We start from the raw sequence: 18995 nt of genomic DNA, 5'->3' as shown, positions 1-18995 counted from the left end.
CTCTTGCCGCGATTTCCGCAAATAGCCGCTGGCGCAGCAGCCTGCATTGATCGGCGCTTAAATTATCAGCCTCATCCTTGTCAAAGAGGGTTCCGGATTGCGCAGCAGGTCGGCCTGGAGCTGCCGGTAGGCCTCATCATCCAGATATTGTTCCCGCAGCCTTGCAAAGGCGGGAAGTTCGATGAACAGGGCTTGCATTGAGTGTATCCAGCTTGGGTGGGGTATCCAATGGCTTGCCTGTAACGGTAGCGCGCGGCACGCATGGGGGATTTGCGCGGCGGCAGAGGAAGGACAAAAAAAGCCCCCGGGGCTCGGGCGAGCGCCGGGGGCGAGGAGGGGTTCGGTACGGGGGGCTTATTCGGCCTTGATGGCTTCCACCTGGATGGCCAGCTTCACTTCCGGCGCGAAAGCTGGAGTGGCGTAGTTCAGGCCGAAGTCGGTGCGCTTGAATTCGGCGCTGGCGTCGGCGCCGCACACTTCGCGTTTCAGGCGCGGGTGCATGATGCATTTGAATTTATTGACCGTCAGCGTCACCGGCTTGGTCACGCCCAGCATGGTCAGCTCGCCGTTCACGGCCACCAGCTTGTCGCCTTCGAATTTGAAGGATTTGCTCTGGTAGGTCACTTTCGGGAATTTCTCGACATTGAACATTTCCGGCTTGCGCGCATGGGCGTTCATCGATTCCAGGCCAAAGTCGACCGAAGCGGCGTCGATCACGATATCCAGGCTGCCGGTCTTGGCGGCGCGGTCCAGCTGCACGGTGCCGGTGGTCTTGCCGAATTTGCCGCGCCAGACGGACAGGCCCATATGGTCTGCCTCGAAGCTGGGGTAGGTGTGGGTCGGGTCGATGTTATAGGTGTCCGCCAGGGCGGAACCGGTAGCGGCGGCGGCGATCAGGCCTGCGATCAAAAGCTTGGATTTCATTGAGTCTCCTGTACGTGCGGGTTATTGGGCTACAACGTGGAACTTGATGGTGACTTCGTCGGCAACCATGCCGGTATCCTTCCATTCGCCTTCGCCGATATTGAAGGCCAGGCGTTTGATCGGCAGCGCGCCTTCAAACACTTGCTTGCCGCCTTCGGTCTTGACGACGATGGGGAAGGTGACGTCGGCGGTTTTGCCCTTGATCGACAGTTTGCCGCTGACATTGAGCTTGCCGGCGCCGGCGCTCTTGATGGCGCTGGAGACGAAGGTCGCTTTCGGGAACTGGGCCGAGTTGAACCATTCCTTCTTCGCCACTTCCTTGTTCATTTCCGCCTCGCCCAGATCGAGGCTGGCGGTCTCCACTTCGACCGAGGCCTTGGAGGCGTCCGGGGTGGCGGCGTTATAGTCGATGACGATATTGTGCTTCTTGAACTTCGATTCGATCGGCACATTCATCTGCTTGAACACGGCCGACACGCTGGTCTTGGCCGGATCGGTCTTCAGCACGGCGGCGCCAGCCACCAGCGACACGCCCAGCAGGGAGGCGAGCAATACATGTTGGGTGATTTTCATGGGAACTCCTGTCAGTGGTGGAATCAGGGCAGCATGCGGCGCAGCACGCCGTCGCGGTCGATGAACTGGTGTTTCAGGGCGGCGCCCACGTGCAGGGCGACGGCGCCGGCCATCACCATATTCAGCCAGTAGTGGATGGCTTTCAGCACCGGCTTCCATTCGGCGTTCGGATCGAAGGCGGCGGGAATCTGGAACAGGCCCAGATACACCACCGGCACGCCGGCCGCCGTGGTGTACAGATAGCCGGTGACGGGCACGGCGAAGATCAGCAGGTAGAGCAGGGCGTGGGTGGCGTCGGCCGCCTTCACCTGCCATTGCGGCATGCTGGCCGGCGGCGCGGGCGGGCGGTTGGCCTTGCGCCACAGCACGCGGATCACGGCCACGGCGAGCACGGTGATGCCCAGCCATTTATGCCAAGAATAGTATTTGAGCTTGGTCGGCGTCAGGCCGGGAATATCGGTCATGATCACGCCCAGCGTGAAGGCGGCGATGATCAGCAGGGCGGTGAGCCAGTGCAGCAGGATGGCGGGTTTGGTGTAGCGGTCCATTGGCGTTTCCTGGATTTAATAGTACTTATTAGGACTAAATATACCAAAGAAACGCCGCGTGCGCTTTTTTGCACGCGGGAGTCGCCGGCATTTCTGGCGCCGGCGGATGCCGGAACAGCCCAGACGATAACCGAATGCCGGCGGCTTTACCTTAAGACCAGCTTTAAGAGGCTGGCCCCAAGGCGGGGCGAAGCTTAGATCTGCTTGGCCAACTGGGCGGCGATGCCCGTGTAGTTGGCCGGGGTCATGGCCAGCAGCAGGTCTTTCGCTTCCTGCGGGATGGCCAGGCCGGTGATGAACTCGCGCAGCGCGTCTTTCGAAATGCCTTTGCCGCGCGTCAGTTCCTTCAACTGCTCGTAAGGGTTGGCGATGCCGTAGCGGCGCATCACGGTCTGCACCGGCTCGGCCAGCACTTCCCAGTTCGCGTCCAGATCCTGCTCCAGGCGGGTTGGATTGACTTCCAGCTTGTTCAGGCCGCGCAGGCAGCTGTCGTAAGCGAGCAGGGTGTAGCCGAGGCCCACGCCGATATTGCGCAACACGGTCGAATCGGTCAAGTCGCGCTGCATGCGCGACACGGGCAGCTTCTCGGACAAGTGTTTCAGTACGGCGTTGGCCAGGCCCAGATTGCCTTCCGAGTTTTCGAAGTCGATCGGATTGACCTTGTGCGGCATGGTGGAGGAACCGATTTCGCCGGCTTTCAGCTTCTGCTTGAAGTAGCCCAGCGAGACATAGGTCCAGATATCGCGGTTCAGGTCGAGCAGGATGGTGTTGGCGCGCGCGACGGCGTCGAACAATTCGGCCATATAGTCGTGCGGCTCGATCTGGATGGTGTACGGGTTGAACACCAGGCCCAGGCGTTGCTCGATCACGTTTTTCGAGAAGGCGGGCCAGTCGAAGGACGGGTAGGCCGACAGGTGGGCATTGTAGTTGCCGACCGCGCCATTCATCTTGCCCAGGATCTCGACCTTGGCGATGCGCTCGATGGCGCGCTGCAGGCGGGCGACGACGTTGGCGAATTCCTTGCCCAGGGTGGTCGGGCTGGCGGTCTGGCCGTGGGTGCGCGACAGCATCGGCAGCTCGGCGTTGACGTGGGCGATCTCGGTCAGCTTCGCCACCAGGCCTTGCAGGGCCGGCAGCATGACCTGGTCGCGCGCCGCTTTCAGCATCATGCCGTGCGAGGTGTTGTTGATGTCTTCCGAGGTGCAGGCGAAGTGGATGAATTCGGAGGCGGCCACCAGTTCCGGCACGTCCTTCACTTTTTCCTTGAGCCAGTACTCGACGGCCTTCACGTCATGGTTGGTGACGGCTTCGATTTCCTTGATGCGGGCGGCATCCTGTTCGGTGAACTCGGCGGCCAGCTTGTCGAGCAGGGCGCTGGCGGCGGCCGGGAATGGCTTGATCTCGTCGAAGCCGGCCAGGGACAGGGCTTGCAGCCAGGCGATTTCGACTTTCACGCGGTGGTGCATGAAGCCCGATTCGGACAGGATGGGGCGCAGCTTGTCGGTCTTGGACGCATAACGGCCGTCCAGCGGAGACAGGGCCGACAAGGTGGAGTAGGGAGTAGTCATAGGAGCAGGAAAGAACAGCAGCAAGGTTGGAAAGCAAAACGCGATTTTACCACCGGCCGGGCCTGAAATCGCGGCGCCGATGGCGCAAACAGCCCGCCGCCGCCGGCCGCGCCAGCCTGGCGCTTGCGCCGGCGGCGCCGATGCTATACTGACATCTGATCCTCCCTCTCAGGTGTCTATGAAACTTATCGGTTCACTCGCCAGTCCTTATGTGCGCAAAGTGCGCGTCGTGCTGGCGGAAAAGAAGCTTGACTGCCAGTTCGTGTTGGAAAACGTGTGGGTGCCGGAAACCACCATCCAGGACTTGAATCCGCTCGGCAAAGTGCCCTGCCTGGTCATGGAAGACGGTTATGTGATGCAGGACTCGCGCGTCATCGTCGAATACCTCGATACCCTGACCCCGGTCGGCAAGCTGCTGCCGCCGAACGGCCGCGAACGCGCCGACATCAAGTGCTGGGAAGCCCTGGCCGACGGCGTGCTGGACGCGGCGGTCTTGGTGCGCCTGGAGCGCATCCAGCGACCGCCGGAGCTGCAAAGCGAAGCCTGGGTGGCGCGCCAGATGTTGAAAGTCGAACGCGGCCTGGCGGCCATGGAGCAGCGCCTGGGCGACAGTCCCTTCTGCGCCGGCAACCACTATTCGCTGGCCGATGTGGCGGTCGGCTGCGCGCTCGGCTGGCTCAGCTTCCGCTTCCCCGCCATCGCCTGGCGCGAGAGCCATCCGAATCTGGCGCGCCTGTTCGACAAGCTGTCCGAACGTCCCTCCTTCAAGGATACCGTGCCACAGGCTTGATGCCTGCGCGGCCGGGCCGGGCTGACCTGAGCTCAGCGCGAGCGCCAGCCCGCCAGCCACGGCGCGTAGAATTCCAGGTCCGGCGGCACCGCGCCCGCGATGCCGCAGATGGCGGCGGCGAAGGCATGCGCGCGCGCCAAGGTCAGCGGCAGCGGCCAGCCTTGCAGGCGGCCGAGCAGGAACACGGCCGAAAAGGCGTCGCCGGCGCCGACGGTATCGATGAAGTGGGCCGGCGCCACACCGTCATGCGCGCCATGGAGTTGGCCTTCGCCATCGAAATACACGGCGCCGCGCGCGCCCAGCGTGACCAGCAAGCCTTGCAGGGCGAAGCGGCGCTGCAGGGCGCGGCAGGCTTCGGCCGCCGCAGCGTCTTCCGGCCGCGCCGCGGCACCGGCCGGCAAGCTCGGCGCATAGCATTTGAACAGGTGGTCCAGCTCTTCCTCATTGACTTTCACGATGTCGGCCAATTGCAGCGACTCGTCGATGGTGCGCGCGGCGAACTGGCCTTCGCGCAGGTTAAGGTCGAGGAAACGGGTGGCGTCGCTCGCTTGCAGCAGGCGCAGCAGGGTGTTGCGCGACTGCGTGCCGCGCTGGGCCAGGGTGCCGAAATAGATGGTGGCGGCGGGATGCTGCTCCAGCGCGGTGAGCGCCGGGCGCGCCTCGATATGGTCGTAAGCCTGTTCCGGCAGCACGATGAAGCGGTGGCCCTGGGGCGTGCGCTTGACCATCACGCGGCCGGTGGGCGCGCGCGCATCGAGCTGCACGCCGTCGCCGTCGAGGCCGAAACGGCGGAATTCGGAGCGGATCAAGCCGCCGTGCTCGTCCAGGCCGATGCGCGTGATCATGAGCGGGGATGTGCCGAACGCGGCCAGATTGCGCGCCACATTGAATGGCGCGCCGCCGACCACCTGCTCGCTGAGGAAATCGTCCACCAGCGCTTCGCCGTATACGGCTACCTGCCCGCTTTCGCCCATGTCTAGCCGTCAGGATAAAAAAGGCCGCCTTCGCGGCGGCCTGGTTGGCTTACTCTTCTTCTGCCATCTGGCTTTGCAGGTAGTTTTGAATACCGATCTTGCCGATCAGGTCGATCTGGGTTTCCAGCCAGTCGATGTGTTCTTCGGTATCTTCCAGGATTTCCAGCAGCAGGTCGCGTGAGACATAATCGCCCACTTTTTCCGCCTGCGCAATGCCTTCCTTGACTGTGGCGTGGGCGCCGCGTTCCAGTTTCAGGTCGCATTCCAGCATTTCTTCGGTGTTCTCGCCGATCAGCAGCTTGTGCAGGGCTTGCAGATTGGGCAGGCCGTCCAGCATCAGGATGCGGTCGATCAGCTTGTCGGCGTGTTTCATTTCGCCGATCGATTCTTCATATTCCTTCTTGCCCAGCTTGGCCAAGCCCCAGTGGCGGTACATGCGGGCATGCAGGAAGTATTGGTTGATCGCGGTCAGTTCATTGGTCAGCTGAGCATTCAGCAGACGGATGACGTCTTTATCGCCCTTCATGGGTGGCCTTCTTATTTGGTGATTAATGCTGCCATTCTGCCACGCGGGGCTGATACACGTAAGTTGTATCAGCAAGACAGGATTGCTAACGTAAATGAAAACTATTATCATTTGCGTTTTATCCGTCTCGCAAGTCCTTGTTTTTACAATAACCTTGGAAGAATAAATGTCCTACATTAAGAGCCGCAAGCACGCGCCAGCCACGCTCACCGCCCTCGCCACCCTGGCGATGCCGCTGGCCCTCCACGCCGAAGGCGCTGACACCACTCCGACCGTGAAACTGCCGGAAGTGACCATCACCGGCAAGCCGGCCAGCGACTTCCAGGCGCCGGCCCGCTCGGCCTCCGACAAATTCACCGCCCCGCTACTGGACACGCCGAAATCGGTGACCGTGGTGCCGGCTGAAGTGATTTCGCAGACCGGCGCCGTGTCCCTGACCGACGCGCTGCGCACCGTGCCCGGCATCACCGTCGGCGCGGCCGAAGGCGGCAACCCTGTAGGCGACAATCTGTTCATCCGTGGTTACAACGCCCAGTCCGACACCTATATCGACGGCATCCGCGACAGCGGCTCGCAGTCGCGCGAAATCTTCGCGCTGGAACAGATCGAAGTGGTGAAAGGCCCGAACTCCGCTTACGGCGGCCGTTCCTCCGCCGGTGGCGGCGTCAACCTGGTCAGCAAGACGGCCAAGGCCGAGAACTTCAGCACCGGCAGCGTCAGCCTCGGTTCGGCCAAATACCACCGTGCCACCGCCGACATCAACCGCATGCTGGGCGAGAACGCCGCGCTGCGCCTGAATGTGATGGTGCACGAGAACGATATGCCAGGCCGTAACGAGATCGGCGGCCACCGCTGGGGCATCGCGCCCACCGTGGCCTTCGGCCTGACCGGTTCGACCAAGGTCAATCTGAGCTACTACCATATGCAGTCGAGCGAAACGCCGGACACCGGCCTGCCGTTCAACAATCCGTTTACCAGTGGCCCGAACGTGGCCAAGAACGGCGACGGCACCCCGGTGTCCGTGCCGCGCGACACCTTCTACGGCCTGGTCAACCGCGACTTCCGCGACACCAAGAGCGATATCGGCACCATCGACGTCAAGCATGACTTCGGCAATGGCATGAGCTTCCGCAACGTCACCCGCTACGGCCGCACCAGCAACGACTATGTGTGGACCCAGCCGGACGACTCGAAAGGCAATCTGGCCCTGTACGGCACCGTCTGGCGCCGCGCCAACACCCGCAATGTGGTGGCCAAGTCGCTCGGCAACACCTCCGCCCTGACCGGCGAATTCCAGGCCGCCGGCATCAAGCACAGCTACACCGCCGGCATCGAGTTCGGCCGCGAGGAAATGGACCGCGGCAGCTATCTGTTCACGCCCGGCACCAACAATCCGAAGACCAATACCTTCACCTGCCCGACGGCCGGCGCCGAGACCCTGTACAACTGCACCACCCTGGTCAATCCGAACCCGCACGATCCCTGGGTCTACAGCCGCACGCTGGCGCCGAATATGACGAATGTGGTCAGCAACTCGCGTTCGGCCTATGTCTTCGACACCATGGAATTCAATCCGCAGTGGTTGCTGAACGTGGGCCTGCGCTGGGACAGCTTCCGCAGCACCCTGAACGTGCCGGCCTACACCCTGAACGGCGTCAACACCGCCGCCCAGTACGCCAAGACCGACAGCAACTTCACCAACTACCAGGCCGGCCTGGTGTACAAGCCCTCGGCCAACAGCAGCATCTACGTCTCCTACGGCACCTCGTCCACGCCACCGGGCAATGACGGCGGCGACGGCCTGGACGCGCTGTCGGCCACCGTGCAAAACCTGAAGCCGCAGGACAGCAAGAACTTCGAGCTGGGCACCAAGTGGGAAGTGCTGGCGCGCCGCCTGTCGCTGAGCGCCGCCATCTTCAAGAGCAAGATGAACAATGCCCGCGTTACCGCGCCGGATGGCGGCACCCAGAACGTCGGCAAGAAAACCGTGGATGGCTTCGAATTCGGCGTCAGCGGCAATATCACCAACGACTGGCAGATCTTCGGCGGCTACACCTGGCTCGACGGCCGTGTCGACGACAACGGCTTCGTCAACACCGGCACCACCGCGAAACCGGTGTGGTCCGCTTCGCCTTTCAACGGCAATGTCTTCCCCGCCACGCCGAAAAACAGCGCCTCGCTGTGGACCGCTTACCGCGTGCTGCCGGGCCTGACCGTTGGTGGCGGCCTGAACTATGTGTCCAAGGTCTACGCCAGCATCAACAACAATAAATGGGCGCCGGCCTACACCCGCTTCGACGCGATGGCCAGCTATGAAGTCAACAAGCACATCAGCCTGCAGCTGAACGTGCAGAACTTGACCGACAAGCTGTACTTCGACAAGGTCTCCTCGCCGCACTACGCCGGCGTCGGCCCTGGCCGCAGCGCGACCCTGACCGCCAACTTCAAGTACTGAGAAGGCAAGGCAACCCTATGATGCTGCATGTCCCCGGCGTGTTGACGCCAGAGCAGGTGAAATACTTCCGTGAACGGATGGCGCAAGGCGACTGGGTCGACGGCCGCGCCAGCGTCGGCTCGCAAGGCGCCCAGGTCAAGCGCAACCGCCAGCTGGCGGAAGGCTCGCCGCTGGCGCTCGAACTCGGGGACATCATCATGCGGGCGCTGGGCAACAACCCGCTGTTCTTCTCGGCCGTGCTGCCGCTGCGCATCCTGCCGCCTTACTTCAACAGCTATGCCGGCGGCGAGCACTACGGCCTGCACATCGACGGCGCCATCCGCGTGCCGTCCGGCACCCTGGACAAGCTGCGCTCGGACGTCTCGACCACGGTCTTCCTCAGCGAGCCGGACGAATACGAAGGCGGCGAGCTGGTGGTGATGGACACCTATGGCGCGCACGAAGTCAAACTGCCGGCGGGCGACGCCATCGTCTACCCGTCGAGCAGCGTGCACCGCGTGATGCCCGTGACAGCGGGCGAGCGCATCGCCTCCTTCCTCTGGACCCAGAGCATGGTGCGCGACGACTGGCAACGTTCCATGCTGTTCGATCTCGACCAGAACATCCAGAAACTGCGCGCCGCCCACGGCGACAACGAAACCATGGTCGGCCTCGCCGGCCACTACCACAACCTCCTGCGCATGTGGGCCGACACCTGAACCCGCAAAGCAACAGCATCCCAAGGCGCGCACCCCGCGCCTTTTTTATTGCCCTTACAGCTCAGCCCGTGTCCACCTTGGTGCCTGGCACCAAGGTGGACACGGGCTGAGCTGTAAGCGGGATGAAAAAAGACCCGCACGGGGCGGGTCTTTGGATGGGATCGCTACGCTGTCAGGAGAGCTGGAAGTTGATCGGCACCAGCACATAGACCGGCACTGGCTTGCCGTCTTCCATGAAGGGCTTGAACAGGCTGCGCATGGCGGCCTGGCGGCCGGCTTCGTCCAGATTGCTGGAGCCGGAGGATTTCTGCACCGTGGCTTGTTCCGGCAAGCCTTTTTCGCTGATCAGTACGCGCAGGGTGACCACGCCCGATTCGCCCATGCGGCGCGAGATCGAAGGGTAGACCGGCTGCGGCGCGCGGATGTATTCGACGCCCGTCACGGTGCGCGGGGTGGCCGGCGCCGGTGGGGCAGGGGGCGCGGGCGGGGCCGCTACCACGACTGGCGCGGACGGCGCGGCGTCGCTTTGCTTGGGCGGGGTGTGTTGCACGGTGATGGTGTTTTCCACCACGGTGTTGATGATGGGCAGGGGCGGCGGCGCGAGCACCGGCGCCTTGGTCGCCACTTCCACCAGCTTCGGCGCCGGGGCCGGCTTCGGTGGTTCGGGCGCGGCCACGAACGTCACTTCCACCACCTGCGGCAGCATTTTCACGGCGTCGCGCATCATGCCGCTTTGCAGGCCATAGAACAGACCCAGGTGAGCTACGGCGATCATCGTCAGCTTGCTGATCTTCCCGCCCTTTTCCTGCCACAGATCGGCGATCATATGGCTCAGATTGGTTTGCGGGGCGGAGATGGTCATCGTACTCATTGCTGTTCCTTAAGCTATAACGGCGGGGCGTGTTAACACTGTTTCGTTGAGGTGCTTGAGGTGTTCGTTGAGCACGCCTTTGGCGCAGGGGTGGCACTTGCCGCAGCAAGTGGCCACGCCCAGATCGCGGCGCAGTTCGGCCATCGTCGTCAAACCCATGTCCACGGCTTGACGGATTTCGCGGTCGGAAATGTTGTTGCACACGCAAACAATCATCGAAACACCTTCGGTCTGGCTAAGTTAGTGGGGCTGGAATCCGGATCAGATGCCCATTTGTAAGAGATGGTGCTTTCAACACCTTTGCTTCTTACTTAATGAGAATCATTATCATTACGGTTCCCATTTTGCCTCAAGCAGGCGTACAATGCAAGCAATCCGTGCAAATACAAACCATTCGCATTGACCTTATAATGAGTACTTATTTCTTCGCAGAATTTTCTGCTGTACAGACTGGAAATACCCCATGACACATACGCCTTCCCTGATCAGTCTCGACACGCTGGGCGTCGGGAAAAGCGGTACGGTGGTCCATATTGCGCCGGGCAATCCGGGCGATATGGACGAGGGGGCCGATCTGCCGCGCCGCCTGATGGAGCTGGGCTTCGTGCCGGGCGAGCGCATCCGCATGCTGAAACGCGGCATGCCCGGCGGCGAGCCGCTGGCCATCAAGGTCGGCAACGCCACTTTTGCTTTGCGCCGCTTCGAAGCCGCGCTGATTTCGATCCAACCGGAATAAATAATGGGTGCAGTAGAAAAACCTGCGTCGCCTGTGACGCAGCTGCCGATGGTCGCTTTGCTCGGCAATCCGAATTGCGGCAAGACCGCCTTGTTCAACCGTCTGACCGGCTCGCGCCAAAAGGTCGCCAACTATGCCGGCGTCACCATCGAGCGCAAGGAAGGGCAGTTCACCTCGCCCGAGGGCCATCCCTTCCGCGTGCTGGACTTGCCGGGTGCCTACAGCCTGAGCGCCCACACGCCCGATGAGGCGATCACGCGCGACGTGGTGGCCGGCCTGCGCGCCGGCGATGCCGCGCCCGACGTCGTGGTGTGCGTGGTCGACGCCACCAATCTGCGCCTGAACCTGCGCCTGGTGCTGGAGATCAAGCGCCTCGGCCTGCCGATGCTGCTGTGCCTGAACATGGTCGACGTGGCCAAGAAGCGCGGCATCGTGATCGACGCCACCAAGCTGGCGCAGGAACTGGGCATGGCCGTGGTGGAAACCGTGGCCGTGCAGAGCGGCGGCGAAAAATCGCTGCTGCGCGCCCTCGATGCGCTGTGGCCGATCAGCAAGACCGCGCCGCAGCCGCTGGCCGCCATCGACGCCGTCTCAGTCGAGGAGACCCAGCGCGAAGTGCGCCGCATCCTGGCCGCCGTCACCAGCGATCCGCATGGCAAGGAAGACCGCAGCGAGAAGATCGACCATCTGGTGCTGCATCCCGTGGCCGGCCCGGTCATCCTGGCGCTCCTGATGTTTCTCGTGTTCCAGGCCGTGTTCAGCTGGGCCGAAGTGCCGATGGACATGATCGAAGGCGGGGTCGGCCATCTGGGCGAGCTGGTCAAGGAACATATGGCCGAGGGCGTGCTGCGCAGCCTGCTGGTCGAAGGCATCCTGGGCGGGGTGGGCAGCGTGCTGGTCTTCCTGCCGCAGATCCTGATCCTGTTCTTCTTCATCCTGGTGCTGGAAGACTGCGGCTACCTGCCGCGCGCCGCCTTCCTGCTCGACCGCATGATGGGCGGGGTCGGCCTGTCGGGCCGCGCCTTCATTCCGCTGCTGTCGAGCTTTGCCTGCGCCGTGCCGGGCGTGATGGCCGCGCGCACCATCCAGAATCCACGCGACCGCCTCGTCACCATCATGATCGCGCCGCTGATGACCTGCTCGGCGCGCCTGCCGATCTATACCCTGATCATCGCCGCCTTCATTCCCGAACGCGACGTGCTGGGCTTCATGAGCCTGCAAGGCCTGGTGCTGTTCGGCCTCTACTTCGCCGGCATTATTTCGGCCATGGCCGTGGCCTGGGTCATGAAGCGCAGCTTCGGCAGCAAGCGCCTGCAGCCGCTGATGCTGGAGCTGCCGAGCTACCACTGGCCGCATCTGCAGAACCTGGCGCTGGGCCTGTGGGAGCGTGCGCGCACCTTCCTGATGCGCGTCGGCACCCTGATCCTGACCTTGATGATCCTGCTGTGGGCGTTGTCGAGCTTCCCCGGCGCGCCGGCCGACGCCGTGCATCCGCCGATCTACTACAGCCTGGCCGGCATGCTGGGCCGCGGTCTGGAATACATCTTCGCGCCGATCGGCTTCAACTGGCAGATCTGCATTGCGCTGGTGCCCGGCATGGCGGCGCGCGAAGTGGCCGTGGGCGCGCTGGGCACGGTGTACGCCCTGTCCCAGACCGGCGACGAACTGGCCGCCACGCTGGTGCCGGTGATCGGCGGCAGCTGGCCGCTGGCCACCGCGCTGTCGCTGATGGCCTGGTATATCTTCGCGCCGCAATGCCTGTCCACGCTGTCCGTGGTCAAGCGCGAGACCAACAGCTGGCGCTATCCGCTGCTGATGGCGGGCTATATGTTTGCACTGGCTTACGGCGCGTCCTTCCTGACCTTCCGTATCGCCACCTACTTCACCGGAGGCTAAGCCATGTGGCAGGAGATCATCGTTGCATTGGTCATCGTCGCCGCCGCGCTGCATGCCAGCGCGCGCTTTCTGCCAGCCGCCTGGCGCCGCCGCATCGTCCACTTCCTGAGCCAGCGCGGCTTCAACCAGGACAAGACCGCCAAGTTCTTCCGTACCAGCGCCAGCTGCGGCAGCGGCTGCGGTTCCTGCGGCTCTTGCGACAGCGATAACGGCGGCAAGGGCGCGGGCGGCAGCGGCGGCCCGACCCCGCCCTCGTCCTCCAGCGGCGGCCCCGCCCGCCGCGTCATCACCCTGCACTTGCAGCGCTGAAGCCAGCGGCCGCCTGCGCCAGCGCAACAGCGCAGCCAGGCGGCAGCACGGTCTCCACTCGGAAGTACGCGCCATGCTAAGCTGGCAAGCCTTTGCCACCTGCCATGAGAGCGCGCATGATTACTGTCCACCACCTCAACAATTCCCGTTCGCAGCGCGTGCTGTGGCTGCTGGAAGAGCTCGGCCTCGACTACGAGATCGTGCGCTATCAGCGTAATGCCAAGACCATGCTGGCGCCGCCCGAGCTGCGTAAGATTCATCCGCTGGGCAAGTCGCCCGTGATCCAGGATGGCGAGGTGCTGGTGGCCGAGTCGGGCGCGATCATCGAGTATCTGGTGGAGAAGTATGGCGAGGGCCGCCTGGTGCCGCCGGCCGGTACATCCGACAAGCTGCGCTGGCGCTACTTCCTGCACTATGCCGAAGGCTCGCTGATGACGCCGCTGCTGATGAAGCTGGTCTTCGACCGCGTGGAAAGCGCGCCCGCGCCCTTCTTCGTGCGCCCCATCGCCAAGGCCATCGCGGGCAAGGTCAAGCAAAGCTACATCCTGCCGCAGATCAAGCAGCACCTCGATTATCTGGAAGGCGAGCTGGCCGGCAGCGAGTGGTTCGCCGGCAGCGCCTTCAGCGCGGCCGATATCCAGATGAGCTTCCCGCTGGAGGCGGCCACGGCGCGCGGCGGACTCGACGCCGAGCGGCCGCGCCTGGCGGCCTTCCTGCAGCGCATCCATGCCCGTCCTGCCTACCAGCGCGCGCTGGAACGCGGCGGTCCCTACGAATTGCTGCGCTGAGCCGGCGCCATTGCGGCATCCGGAAAGGATATATATGATATTGCACATTAAGAAATAGAAAGTGCAATCCATCACTATGTCGAATATCCAGCAAGGACGCCGCATGAAACAACTCGCCGCCCTGGCCCTGACCGCCCTGAGCATGAGCGGCTGCGCCATCCATCAAACGGTGAGGCCGGTGGAGTCGTTTACCGGCAAGCAGATCTGCCTGATCGAGAACAGCAGCGTGCGCGTGGGCTTTGTCGAAAGCTATAAGCGCGCGCTGGAAAGCAAGGGTTATATCGTGCGTCGCCTGCCATCCTCGGCCTCGATCACGGAGTGTCCCGCCACGTCCACCTACAATGCCTTGTGGCGCTGGGATCTGGCCCTGTACATGGCGTATGCCGACATCCGCGTCTACCGCGAAGGCAAGCTGATTGGTGAAGCCAAATACGACTCGCAGAGCGGCGGCATGAATACCGGCAAATGGATCGATGCCGACAAGAAGATCGTCGAACTGGTGCACCAGCTGTTCCCCGGCGGCGCCGGCCTTTGAGGCCCGCTGCAGTCGCCACGAATGACTGGACTGAACTCCTGACCTAGCACAACTCCTGCCCGGCCTCCGCCGGATAAGCTTGCTTGATCTGCCTATCCGGAACGCCTAGCATGGAAATGGAGATCGAGTTCGATGCGGCCGAGAACCTCGCCAACCGCAAGCGGCATGGTGTACCTTTATCTTTGGCGGCCCAGCTCGATTGGGATCATGCCGTGGTCTGGCCAGATCGGCGCTATGCCTACGATGAGCAGCGCATGGCTGCTTTGGTACTGGATTTACAAGGCGGATATGCAGGTCTGTATTTTGTCGTTTTCGTGGAACGGGGCAAGCGCTATCGGATTATCAGCTTGCGTCCAGCCAACCGCAAGGAGAAGGTGAAATATGATAACGCTTGTTACTAAGAGGGGATTCCGGATCATCATGCACTCGGAAGAGGAAGAGCGCAAAATCATGGCGGCGGCCTTGGCCGACCCCGACGCCCAGCCGCTGACCGACGAGCAGCTGGCGCAGATGGTGCCCATCCAGCAAATGCCCGAATTGCTGAAAAAACTCCGCAAGGAAAGCGCCTGAGCCGGGCGCAAGGCCGGGATGGGCCGGTTTGCCGTTAGAATGGCGGGCATGCACTTTGCCCTGATGACATTCTGATATGGCGCGCCTGCTTGCCATCGACGGCCTGAACATCGTGCGCCGCGTCTACGAAGCCAGCCCCGAACCCGATTCGGCGGAAAAGGCTGAGATCGCGCTGCGCCATGCGCTGTCCTCCTTCCGCAACCTGATCACCGACCACCGGCCCAGCCACGTGCTGCCGGCCTTCGATTTCGGCGGCGCCACCTGGCGCCACGCCCTGTACGCCGGCTACCGCGAAGGCCGCGATCCCATGCCGGCGCCGCTGCGCGCGGCCCTGCCGCAATTCTATGCCAAGCTGCAAGGCATCGGCCTGTGCCCCGTCTCCCTGCCCGACGTCGAGGCCGACGACGTGATCGGCACCGTGGTGTTGCGTTGGCTGGGCGAGGGCCGTGGCGAGGCCATCGTCGCCAGCACCGACAAGGATCTGCATTGCCTGATCGATAACGGTGCCCTGCTGTGGGACCATTTCAAGAGCGAATGGCATGACCACGACTGGGTCGAGCGCAAATGGGGCGTGAGCGCGGCCCAGCTGCCCGATCTGCTGGCCCTGATGGGCGACGCCACCGATTCCATTCCCGGCGTGTCCAAGGTGGGCGCCAAGACGGCCGCCAAGCTGTTGCGCACTTATGGCAGCCTGGATGCGATCATGGCCGGCGCCGGTATACTGAAGGACACGCTGGGCGAAACACTACGAAAAGAACGCGATATGCTGTATCTTTCACGTCAGTTGGTGCAATTAAAAACCGACGTGCGTATCGGCGTCAGCTGGAATATGCTGGCCTGGGAGCAGTAAACCATGCCGCGCGGCGTCGCATAATAAAAGAGAAAAGGCTTTACACGATGTTAAAGGCAATCATCATCGACGGCAGCGCGGTGGCGCGCGGGCTGCTGAATACCGTTCTGCTGGACGGCGGCTATGACGTGGTCGGCCAAGGGCATACCTGCGCTTCCGCCACGGCCCTGATGGTCAAATACCAGCCGCAGATCGTTTGCATCGCGCGCGGCCAGGTGGAGGATGACGAGGAAGGCTTGCGCGCCTTGCGCCGCGACTGGCCCAAGACCGTGATCTTCATGGTGTCGAGCGAATTCGACGCCAGCGCCATCCAGTGGGCGCATGGCATGGGCGTCAGCGGCTTCATCGTCAAGCCCTTCAATGCCGACACGGTGTTGAAGACCATCCGCAACACCGTGATCGCCATGGTCAAGCGCCAGCAGAAGGCGCTGGCGGCGCAGAACGGCGCCGCCGACGGCGATGGCTCAGGCGGCGAAGCTTGAGCTGCCGATAATCCCGCCGCCCAGGCAGACATCGCCGTCATACAGCACGGCCGACTGGCCGGGCGTCACCGCCCATTGGGCATCGACGAAATCCAGCGCGAATTCCAGATCGCCGGCCGGCGCCACATCGCAAGCCACATCGGCCTGGCGGTAACGCGTCTTGGCCGCGATGCGGCCCGCCGCGGGCGCCACGCCCGCGATCCAGCTGGCCTGGGCCGCCTGCAGCGTGGACGAGAGCAGCCAGGGATGGTCGTGGCCCTGCACCACCCATAGCGTGTTGTTGGCCACATCCTTGCGCGCCACATACCAGGCATCGCTGCTGCCGTCGGCGTTCTGGTAAGTCTTCACGCCGCCGATGCCGATGCCCTTGCGCTGGCCCAGGGTGTAGAAGCTCAGGCCCACATGCTCGCCCACCACCTTGCCGTCCGGCGTCTTCATCGGACCGGGCTTGTACGAGAGGTAGCGGTTCAGGAATTCGCGGAAAGGACGCTCGCCGATAAAGCAGATGCCGGTCGAATCCTTCTTGGCCGCATTCGGCAGCTGGAGTTTTTCGGCGATCTGGCGCACTTGCGTTTTCGGGATTTCGCCGAGCGGGAACAGGGTCTTGCACAACTGCGCCTGGTTCAGGCGGTGCAGGAAGTAGCTCTGGTCCTTGGTATGGTCGAAGGCTTTCAGCAGCTCGAAGCGGCCGTGCGCCATGTTCTGGCGCACGCGCGCATAGTGGCCGGTGGCGATCAGGTCCGCGCCCAGGTGCATGGCGTGGTCGAGGAAAGCCTTGAACTTGATCTCGGCATTGCACAGCACATCGGGGTTCGGCGTGCGGCCAGCCTGGTATTCGCGCAGGAATTCGGCGAACACGCGGTCCTTGTATTCGGCCGAGAAGTTGACGGCCTCGATATCGACGCCGATCACGTCGGCCACGCTGGCCGCGTCGATCCAGTCCTGGCGCGTGGAGCAGTATTCCGAATCGTCGTCGTCTTCCCAGTTCTTCATGAACAGGCCGATCACCTCGTAACCCTGTTCCTTCAACATCCACGCCGCGACCGAGGAGTCCACTCCGCCTGACATGCCGATCACGACTTTTTTCTTACTCATCTTGCCAATTCCAATTCAGTTTCACACTTCCTCGAACACGGAAATGTGGGTATGCAATAGTTCCAGCGGCGCGCGCTTGCCGGCCAGGTATTCGTCCACGCATTGCAACAGCAGGGGACTGCGGTGCCGTTCGCGGCAGGCGGCGATTTCGTCGCGTGTAAGCCACATTGTGCGCAAAATGCCATCGTCCAGCGGCCGCTCGGCATAGTGTTCGCCGACCTCGCCGCAGAAGGCGAAGCGCAGATAGGTCACCAATTCGCCGGTGCGCGCCGAGCGGTAGCGCGACATATACATGCCCACCAGGGCGGTGGGACGGAAGTCGTGCGCCGTCTCTTCCAGGGTTTCGCGGACGACCGCCTGTTCCAGCGATTCGTGCGGATCCAGGTGGCCGGCCGGCTGGTTCAGGCGGATGCCATCGCTGGTTTCTTCTTCGATCAGCAGGAATTTGCCGTCGCGTTCAATGACGGCGGCAACGGTTACAGAGGGTTTCCAGGTACGCGGCATGAAGTCTCATCCTTGAAAGAGCCGACATTTTAGCCTGTTCCGGCCACGCGCAGATGACAGCCTAGTTACACATAAGGCAATAGTGGTAAGTGCCTAATCGTTAAGCGGTCAAAAACGTTGGTTTTTTGGAATTCCATGTTAGATTTTAGGCAGTTTTTCTATCATTTGGAGGCTTTACATGAGAATAGGCATACCGGCCGAGACTCGGCCGGGAGAAACCAGAGTTGCAGCGACACCGGAAACCGTGAAGAAACTGGCGGCCCGGCACCAGGTCATTGTCCAGTCGGGAGCCGGGATTCCGGCCTCCGTTCCGGATGACGCCTATGTGGCCGCCGGCGCCAGCATCGTCACTGCGGCCGAAGCGTTTGCTGCGGATATTATTTTGAAAGTACGCGCGCCCAGCGAGGAGGAGCGCGGCCAGATTCCGTCCGGCCGCGTGCTGATCGGCATGCTCAATCCCTTCGACGCGGAGAATATCGCCGCCATGGCGGCGGCCGGCCTCTCGGCTTTCGCCCTGGAAGCCGTGCCGCGCATCACGCGCGCGCAATCGATGGACGTGCTGTCCTCGCAGGCCAATATCGCCGGCTACAAGGCGGTGATGGTGGCAGCCAATACCTATCAGCGCTTCATGCCGATGCTGATGACGGCGGCCGGCACGGTGAAGGCGGCGCGCGTGCTGATCATGGGCGTGGGCGTGGCCGGTCTGCAGGCCATCGCCACCGCCAAGCGCCTGGGCGCGGTGATCGAGGCTTCCGACGTGCGGCCACCAGTCAAGGAGCAGGTGGAATCGCTGGGCGCCAAATTCATCGACGTGCCCTTCCTGACCGACGAGGAAAAGGAAATCGCCCAGGGCGTGGGCGGCTATGCCCGGCCCATGCCGGCCGACTGGATGCGCCGTCAGGCCGAATTGGTGCACGAACGCGCCAAGGCGGCCGACATCGTCATCACCACCGCCTTGATCCCCGGCCGCAAGGCGCCCGTGCTCATTTCCGAGGACACGGTGAAAGCCATGAAGCCCGGCTCCGTCATCGTCGACCTGGCGGTGGAGCAGGGCGGCAATTGCCCGCTGTCGGAGCTGGGCAAGACGGTGGTCAGGCACGGCGTGTACATCGTGGGCGAGCCGAACCTGGCGGCCCATGTGGCGGCCGACGCTTCGGCCCTGTATGCCCGCAATGTGCTGGATTTCCTCAAGCTCATCATCGACAAGGACGATGCGCTGGCCATCGACCGCGAGGATGAAATCATCAAGGCCACCCTGGTCTGTGCCGGCGGCGAAGTGCTGCGCAAATAAGGAGAATGGAAT

Annotated in this window: 24 protein-coding genes; 13 read left to right on the top strand and 11 right to left on the bottom strand. The window is 62.9% G+C overall.

Features of this window, described 5'->3' with window-relative positions; translation table 11 throughout:
• Positions 1-57: 57 nt before the first annotated feature.
• The 5 genes from FHS03_RS14535 to purB all read right to left on the bottom strand — a co-directional run bounded on the left by FHS03_RS14535 (position 58) and on the right by purB (position 3613).
• Positions 58-198, bottom strand: coding sequence for a hypothetical protein (locus FHS03_RS14535; RefSeq protein WP_229426218.1), 141 nt, complete (start codon positions 196-198; stop codon positions 58-60).
• Positions 199-354: 156 nt separating this feature from the next.
• A complete protein-coding gene (locus FHS03_RS14530; protein WP_176348910.1) occupies positions 355-924 on the bottom strand; it encodes a YceI family protein in 570 nt (189 codons plus the stop codon).
• Positions 925-945: 21 nt separating this feature from the next.
• Positions 946-1497 carry a YceI family protein gene (locus FHS03_RS14525; protein WP_183441669.1) on the bottom strand — a complete coding sequence of 184 codons (552 nt, stop codon included), beginning with the start codon at positions 1495-1497 and terminating at the stop codon, positions 946-948.
• A 23-nt stretch (positions 1498-1520) separates the two neighbouring features.
• The gene (locus FHS03_RS14520; RefSeq protein WP_183441668.1) at positions 1521-2045 is read right to left on the bottom strand and encodes a cytochrome b; all 525 of its coding nucleotides are present in this window, start codon (positions 2043-2045) and stop codon (positions 1521-1523) included.
• Between the two features lie 194 nt (positions 2046-2239).
• Positions 2240-3613: an adenylosuccinate lyase gene (purB, locus tag FHS03_RS14515; protein WP_183441667.1), complete on the bottom strand. Its 1374-nt coding sequence runs from the start codon at positions 3611-3613 to the stop codon at positions 2240-2242.
• A gap of 178 nt (positions 3614-3791) precedes the next feature.
• Here purB and FHS03_RS14510 point away from each other — a divergent pair, with 178 nt between their 5' ends.
• Positions 3792-4403 carry a glutathione S-transferase family protein gene (locus tag FHS03_RS14510; RefSeq protein WP_183441666.1) on the top strand — a complete coding sequence of 204 codons (612 nt, stop codon included), beginning with the start codon at positions 3792-3794 and terminating at the stop codon, positions 4401-4403.
• Positions 4404-4435: 32 nt separating this feature from the next.
• On the opposite strand, the gene FHS03_RS14505 is transcribed toward FHS03_RS14510, so the two are convergent.
• Together FHS03_RS14505 and bfr are read right to left on the bottom strand one after the other, a co-directional pair.
• Entirely contained in the window at positions 4436-5377 is a 942-nt protein-coding gene (locus FHS03_RS14505; protein WP_183441665.1) for a PfkB family carbohydrate kinase, read from the bottom strand.
• 49 nt (positions 5378-5426) lie between these two features.
• Entirely contained in the window at positions 5427-5903 is a 477-nt protein-coding gene (bfr, locus tag FHS03_RS14500; RefSeq protein WP_050411113.1) for a bacterioferritin, read from the bottom strand.
• A 166-nt stretch (positions 5904-6069) separates the two neighbouring features.
• Between bfr and FHS03_RS14495 the strand changes: the two genes are divergently transcribed.
• Together FHS03_RS14495 and FHS03_RS14490 are read left to right on the top strand one after the other, a co-directional pair.
• Positions 6070-8358, top strand: a complete 2289-nt coding sequence (locus FHS03_RS14495) for a TonB-dependent receptor (RefSeq protein ID WP_183441664.1) — start codon at positions 6070-6072, stop codon at positions 8356-8358.
• Positions 8359-8375: 17 nt separating this feature from the next.
• Entirely contained in the window at positions 8376-9056 is a 681-nt protein-coding gene (locus FHS03_RS14490) for a Fe2+-dependent dioxygenase (RefSeq protein WP_183441663.1), read from the top strand.
• Positions 9057-9228: 172 nt separating this feature from the next.
• Here the strand turns inward: FHS03_RS14490 and FHS03_RS14485 are convergent, their stop codons facing one another.
• Entirely contained in the window at positions 9229-9927 is a 699-nt protein-coding gene (locus tag FHS03_RS14485) for an energy transducer TonB (protein ID WP_183441662.1), read from the bottom strand.
• A gap of 9 nt (positions 9928-9936) precedes the next feature.
• Positions 9937-10143: a (2Fe-2S)-binding protein gene (locus tag FHS03_RS14480; protein WP_176348900.1), complete on the bottom strand. Its 207-nt coding sequence runs from the start codon at positions 10141-10143 to the stop codon at positions 9937-9939.
• A 247-nt stretch (positions 10144-10390) separates the two neighbouring features.
• On the opposite strand from FHS03_RS14480, the gene FHS03_RS14475 reads away from it, so the two are divergent.
• From FHS03_RS14475 to FHS03_RS14435, 9 genes are all read left to right on the top strand, one after another.
• A complete protein-coding gene (locus FHS03_RS14475; RefSeq protein ID WP_183441661.1) occupies positions 10391-10663 on the top strand; it encodes a FeoA family protein in 273 nt (90 codons plus the stop codon).
• Between the two features lie 3 nt (positions 10664-10666).
• Complete coding sequence (gene feoB / locus FHS03_RS14470; RefSeq protein WP_183441660.1) at positions 10667-12559, top strand: ferrous iron transporter B; 1893 nt, start codon at positions 10667-10669, stop codon at positions 12557-12559.
• A 3-nt stretch (positions 12560-12562) separates the two neighbouring features.
• Positions 12563-12868, top strand: a complete 306-nt coding sequence (locus FHS03_RS14465; protein ID WP_183441659.1) for a DUF6587 family protein — start codon at positions 12563-12565, stop codon at positions 12866-12868.
• A 116-nt stretch (positions 12869-12984) separates the two neighbouring features.
• A complete protein-coding gene (locus FHS03_RS14460; RefSeq protein ID WP_183441658.1) occupies positions 12985-13656 on the top strand; it encodes a glutathione S-transferase family protein in 672 nt (223 codons plus the stop codon).
• Positions 13657-13759: 103 nt separating this feature from the next.
• Positions 13760-14191, top strand: a complete 432-nt coding sequence (locus FHS03_RS14455; protein ID WP_183441657.1) for an Sbal_3080 family lipoprotein — start codon at positions 13760-13762, stop codon at positions 14189-14191.
• Positions 14192-14301: 110 nt separating this feature from the next.
• Complete coding sequence (locus FHS03_RS14450) at positions 14302-14592, top strand: BrnT family toxin (RefSeq protein WP_229426217.1); 291 nt, start codon at positions 14302-14304, stop codon at positions 14590-14592.
• A 19-nt stretch (positions 14593-14611) separates the two neighbouring features.
• On the top strand, positions 14612-14761 hold the full coding sequence (locus tag FHS03_RS14445; RefSeq protein WP_183441656.1) for a hypothetical protein: 150 nt from the start codon (positions 14612-14614) through the stop codon (positions 14759-14761).
• A 76-nt stretch (positions 14762-14837) separates the two neighbouring features.
• Complete coding sequence (locus FHS03_RS14440; RefSeq protein WP_183441655.1) at positions 14838-15611, top strand: 5'-3' exonuclease; 774 nt, start codon at positions 14838-14840, stop codon at positions 15609-15611.
• Positions 15612-15658: 47 nt separating this feature from the next.
• A complete protein-coding gene (locus FHS03_RS14435) occupies positions 15659-16093 on the top strand; it encodes an ANTAR domain-containing response regulator (protein WP_183441654.1) in 435 nt (144 codons plus the stop codon).
• Here FHS03_RS14435 and mnmA read toward each other — a convergent pair.
• A complete protein-coding gene (gene mnmA / locus FHS03_RS14430; protein ID WP_183441653.1) occupies positions 16076-17188 on the bottom strand; it encodes a tRNA 2-thiouridine(34) synthase MnmA in 1113 nt (370 codons plus the stop codon). The two genes, FHS03_RS14435 and mnmA, sit on opposite strands and share 18 nt — an antisense overlap.
• 21 nt (positions 17189-17209) lie before the next feature.
• Complete coding sequence (locus FHS03_RS14425) at positions 17210-17692, bottom strand: NUDIX hydrolase (protein WP_183441652.1); 483 nt, start codon at positions 17690-17692, stop codon at positions 17210-17212.
• 178 nt (positions 17693-17870) lie between these two features.
• On the opposite strand from FHS03_RS14425, the gene FHS03_RS14420 reads away from it, so the two are divergent.
• Positions 17871-18983 carry a Re/Si-specific NAD(P)(+) transhydrogenase subunit alpha gene (locus FHS03_RS14420; protein WP_183441651.1) on the top strand — a complete coding sequence of 371 codons (1113 nt, stop codon included), beginning with the start codon at positions 17871-17873 and terminating at the stop codon, positions 18981-18983.
• Positions 18984-18995: the final 12 nt, after the last annotated feature.

The organism is Pseudoduganella violacea, assembly GCF_014191875.1.
GTDB classification, from domain to species: Bacteria; Pseudomonadota; Gammaproteobacteria; order Burkholderiales; family Burkholderiaceae_D; genus Rugamonas; species Rugamonas violacea_A.
Note: the sequence above shows the minus strand (reverse complement) of the source record. Positions and strands in the feature narration are given on the sequence as shown.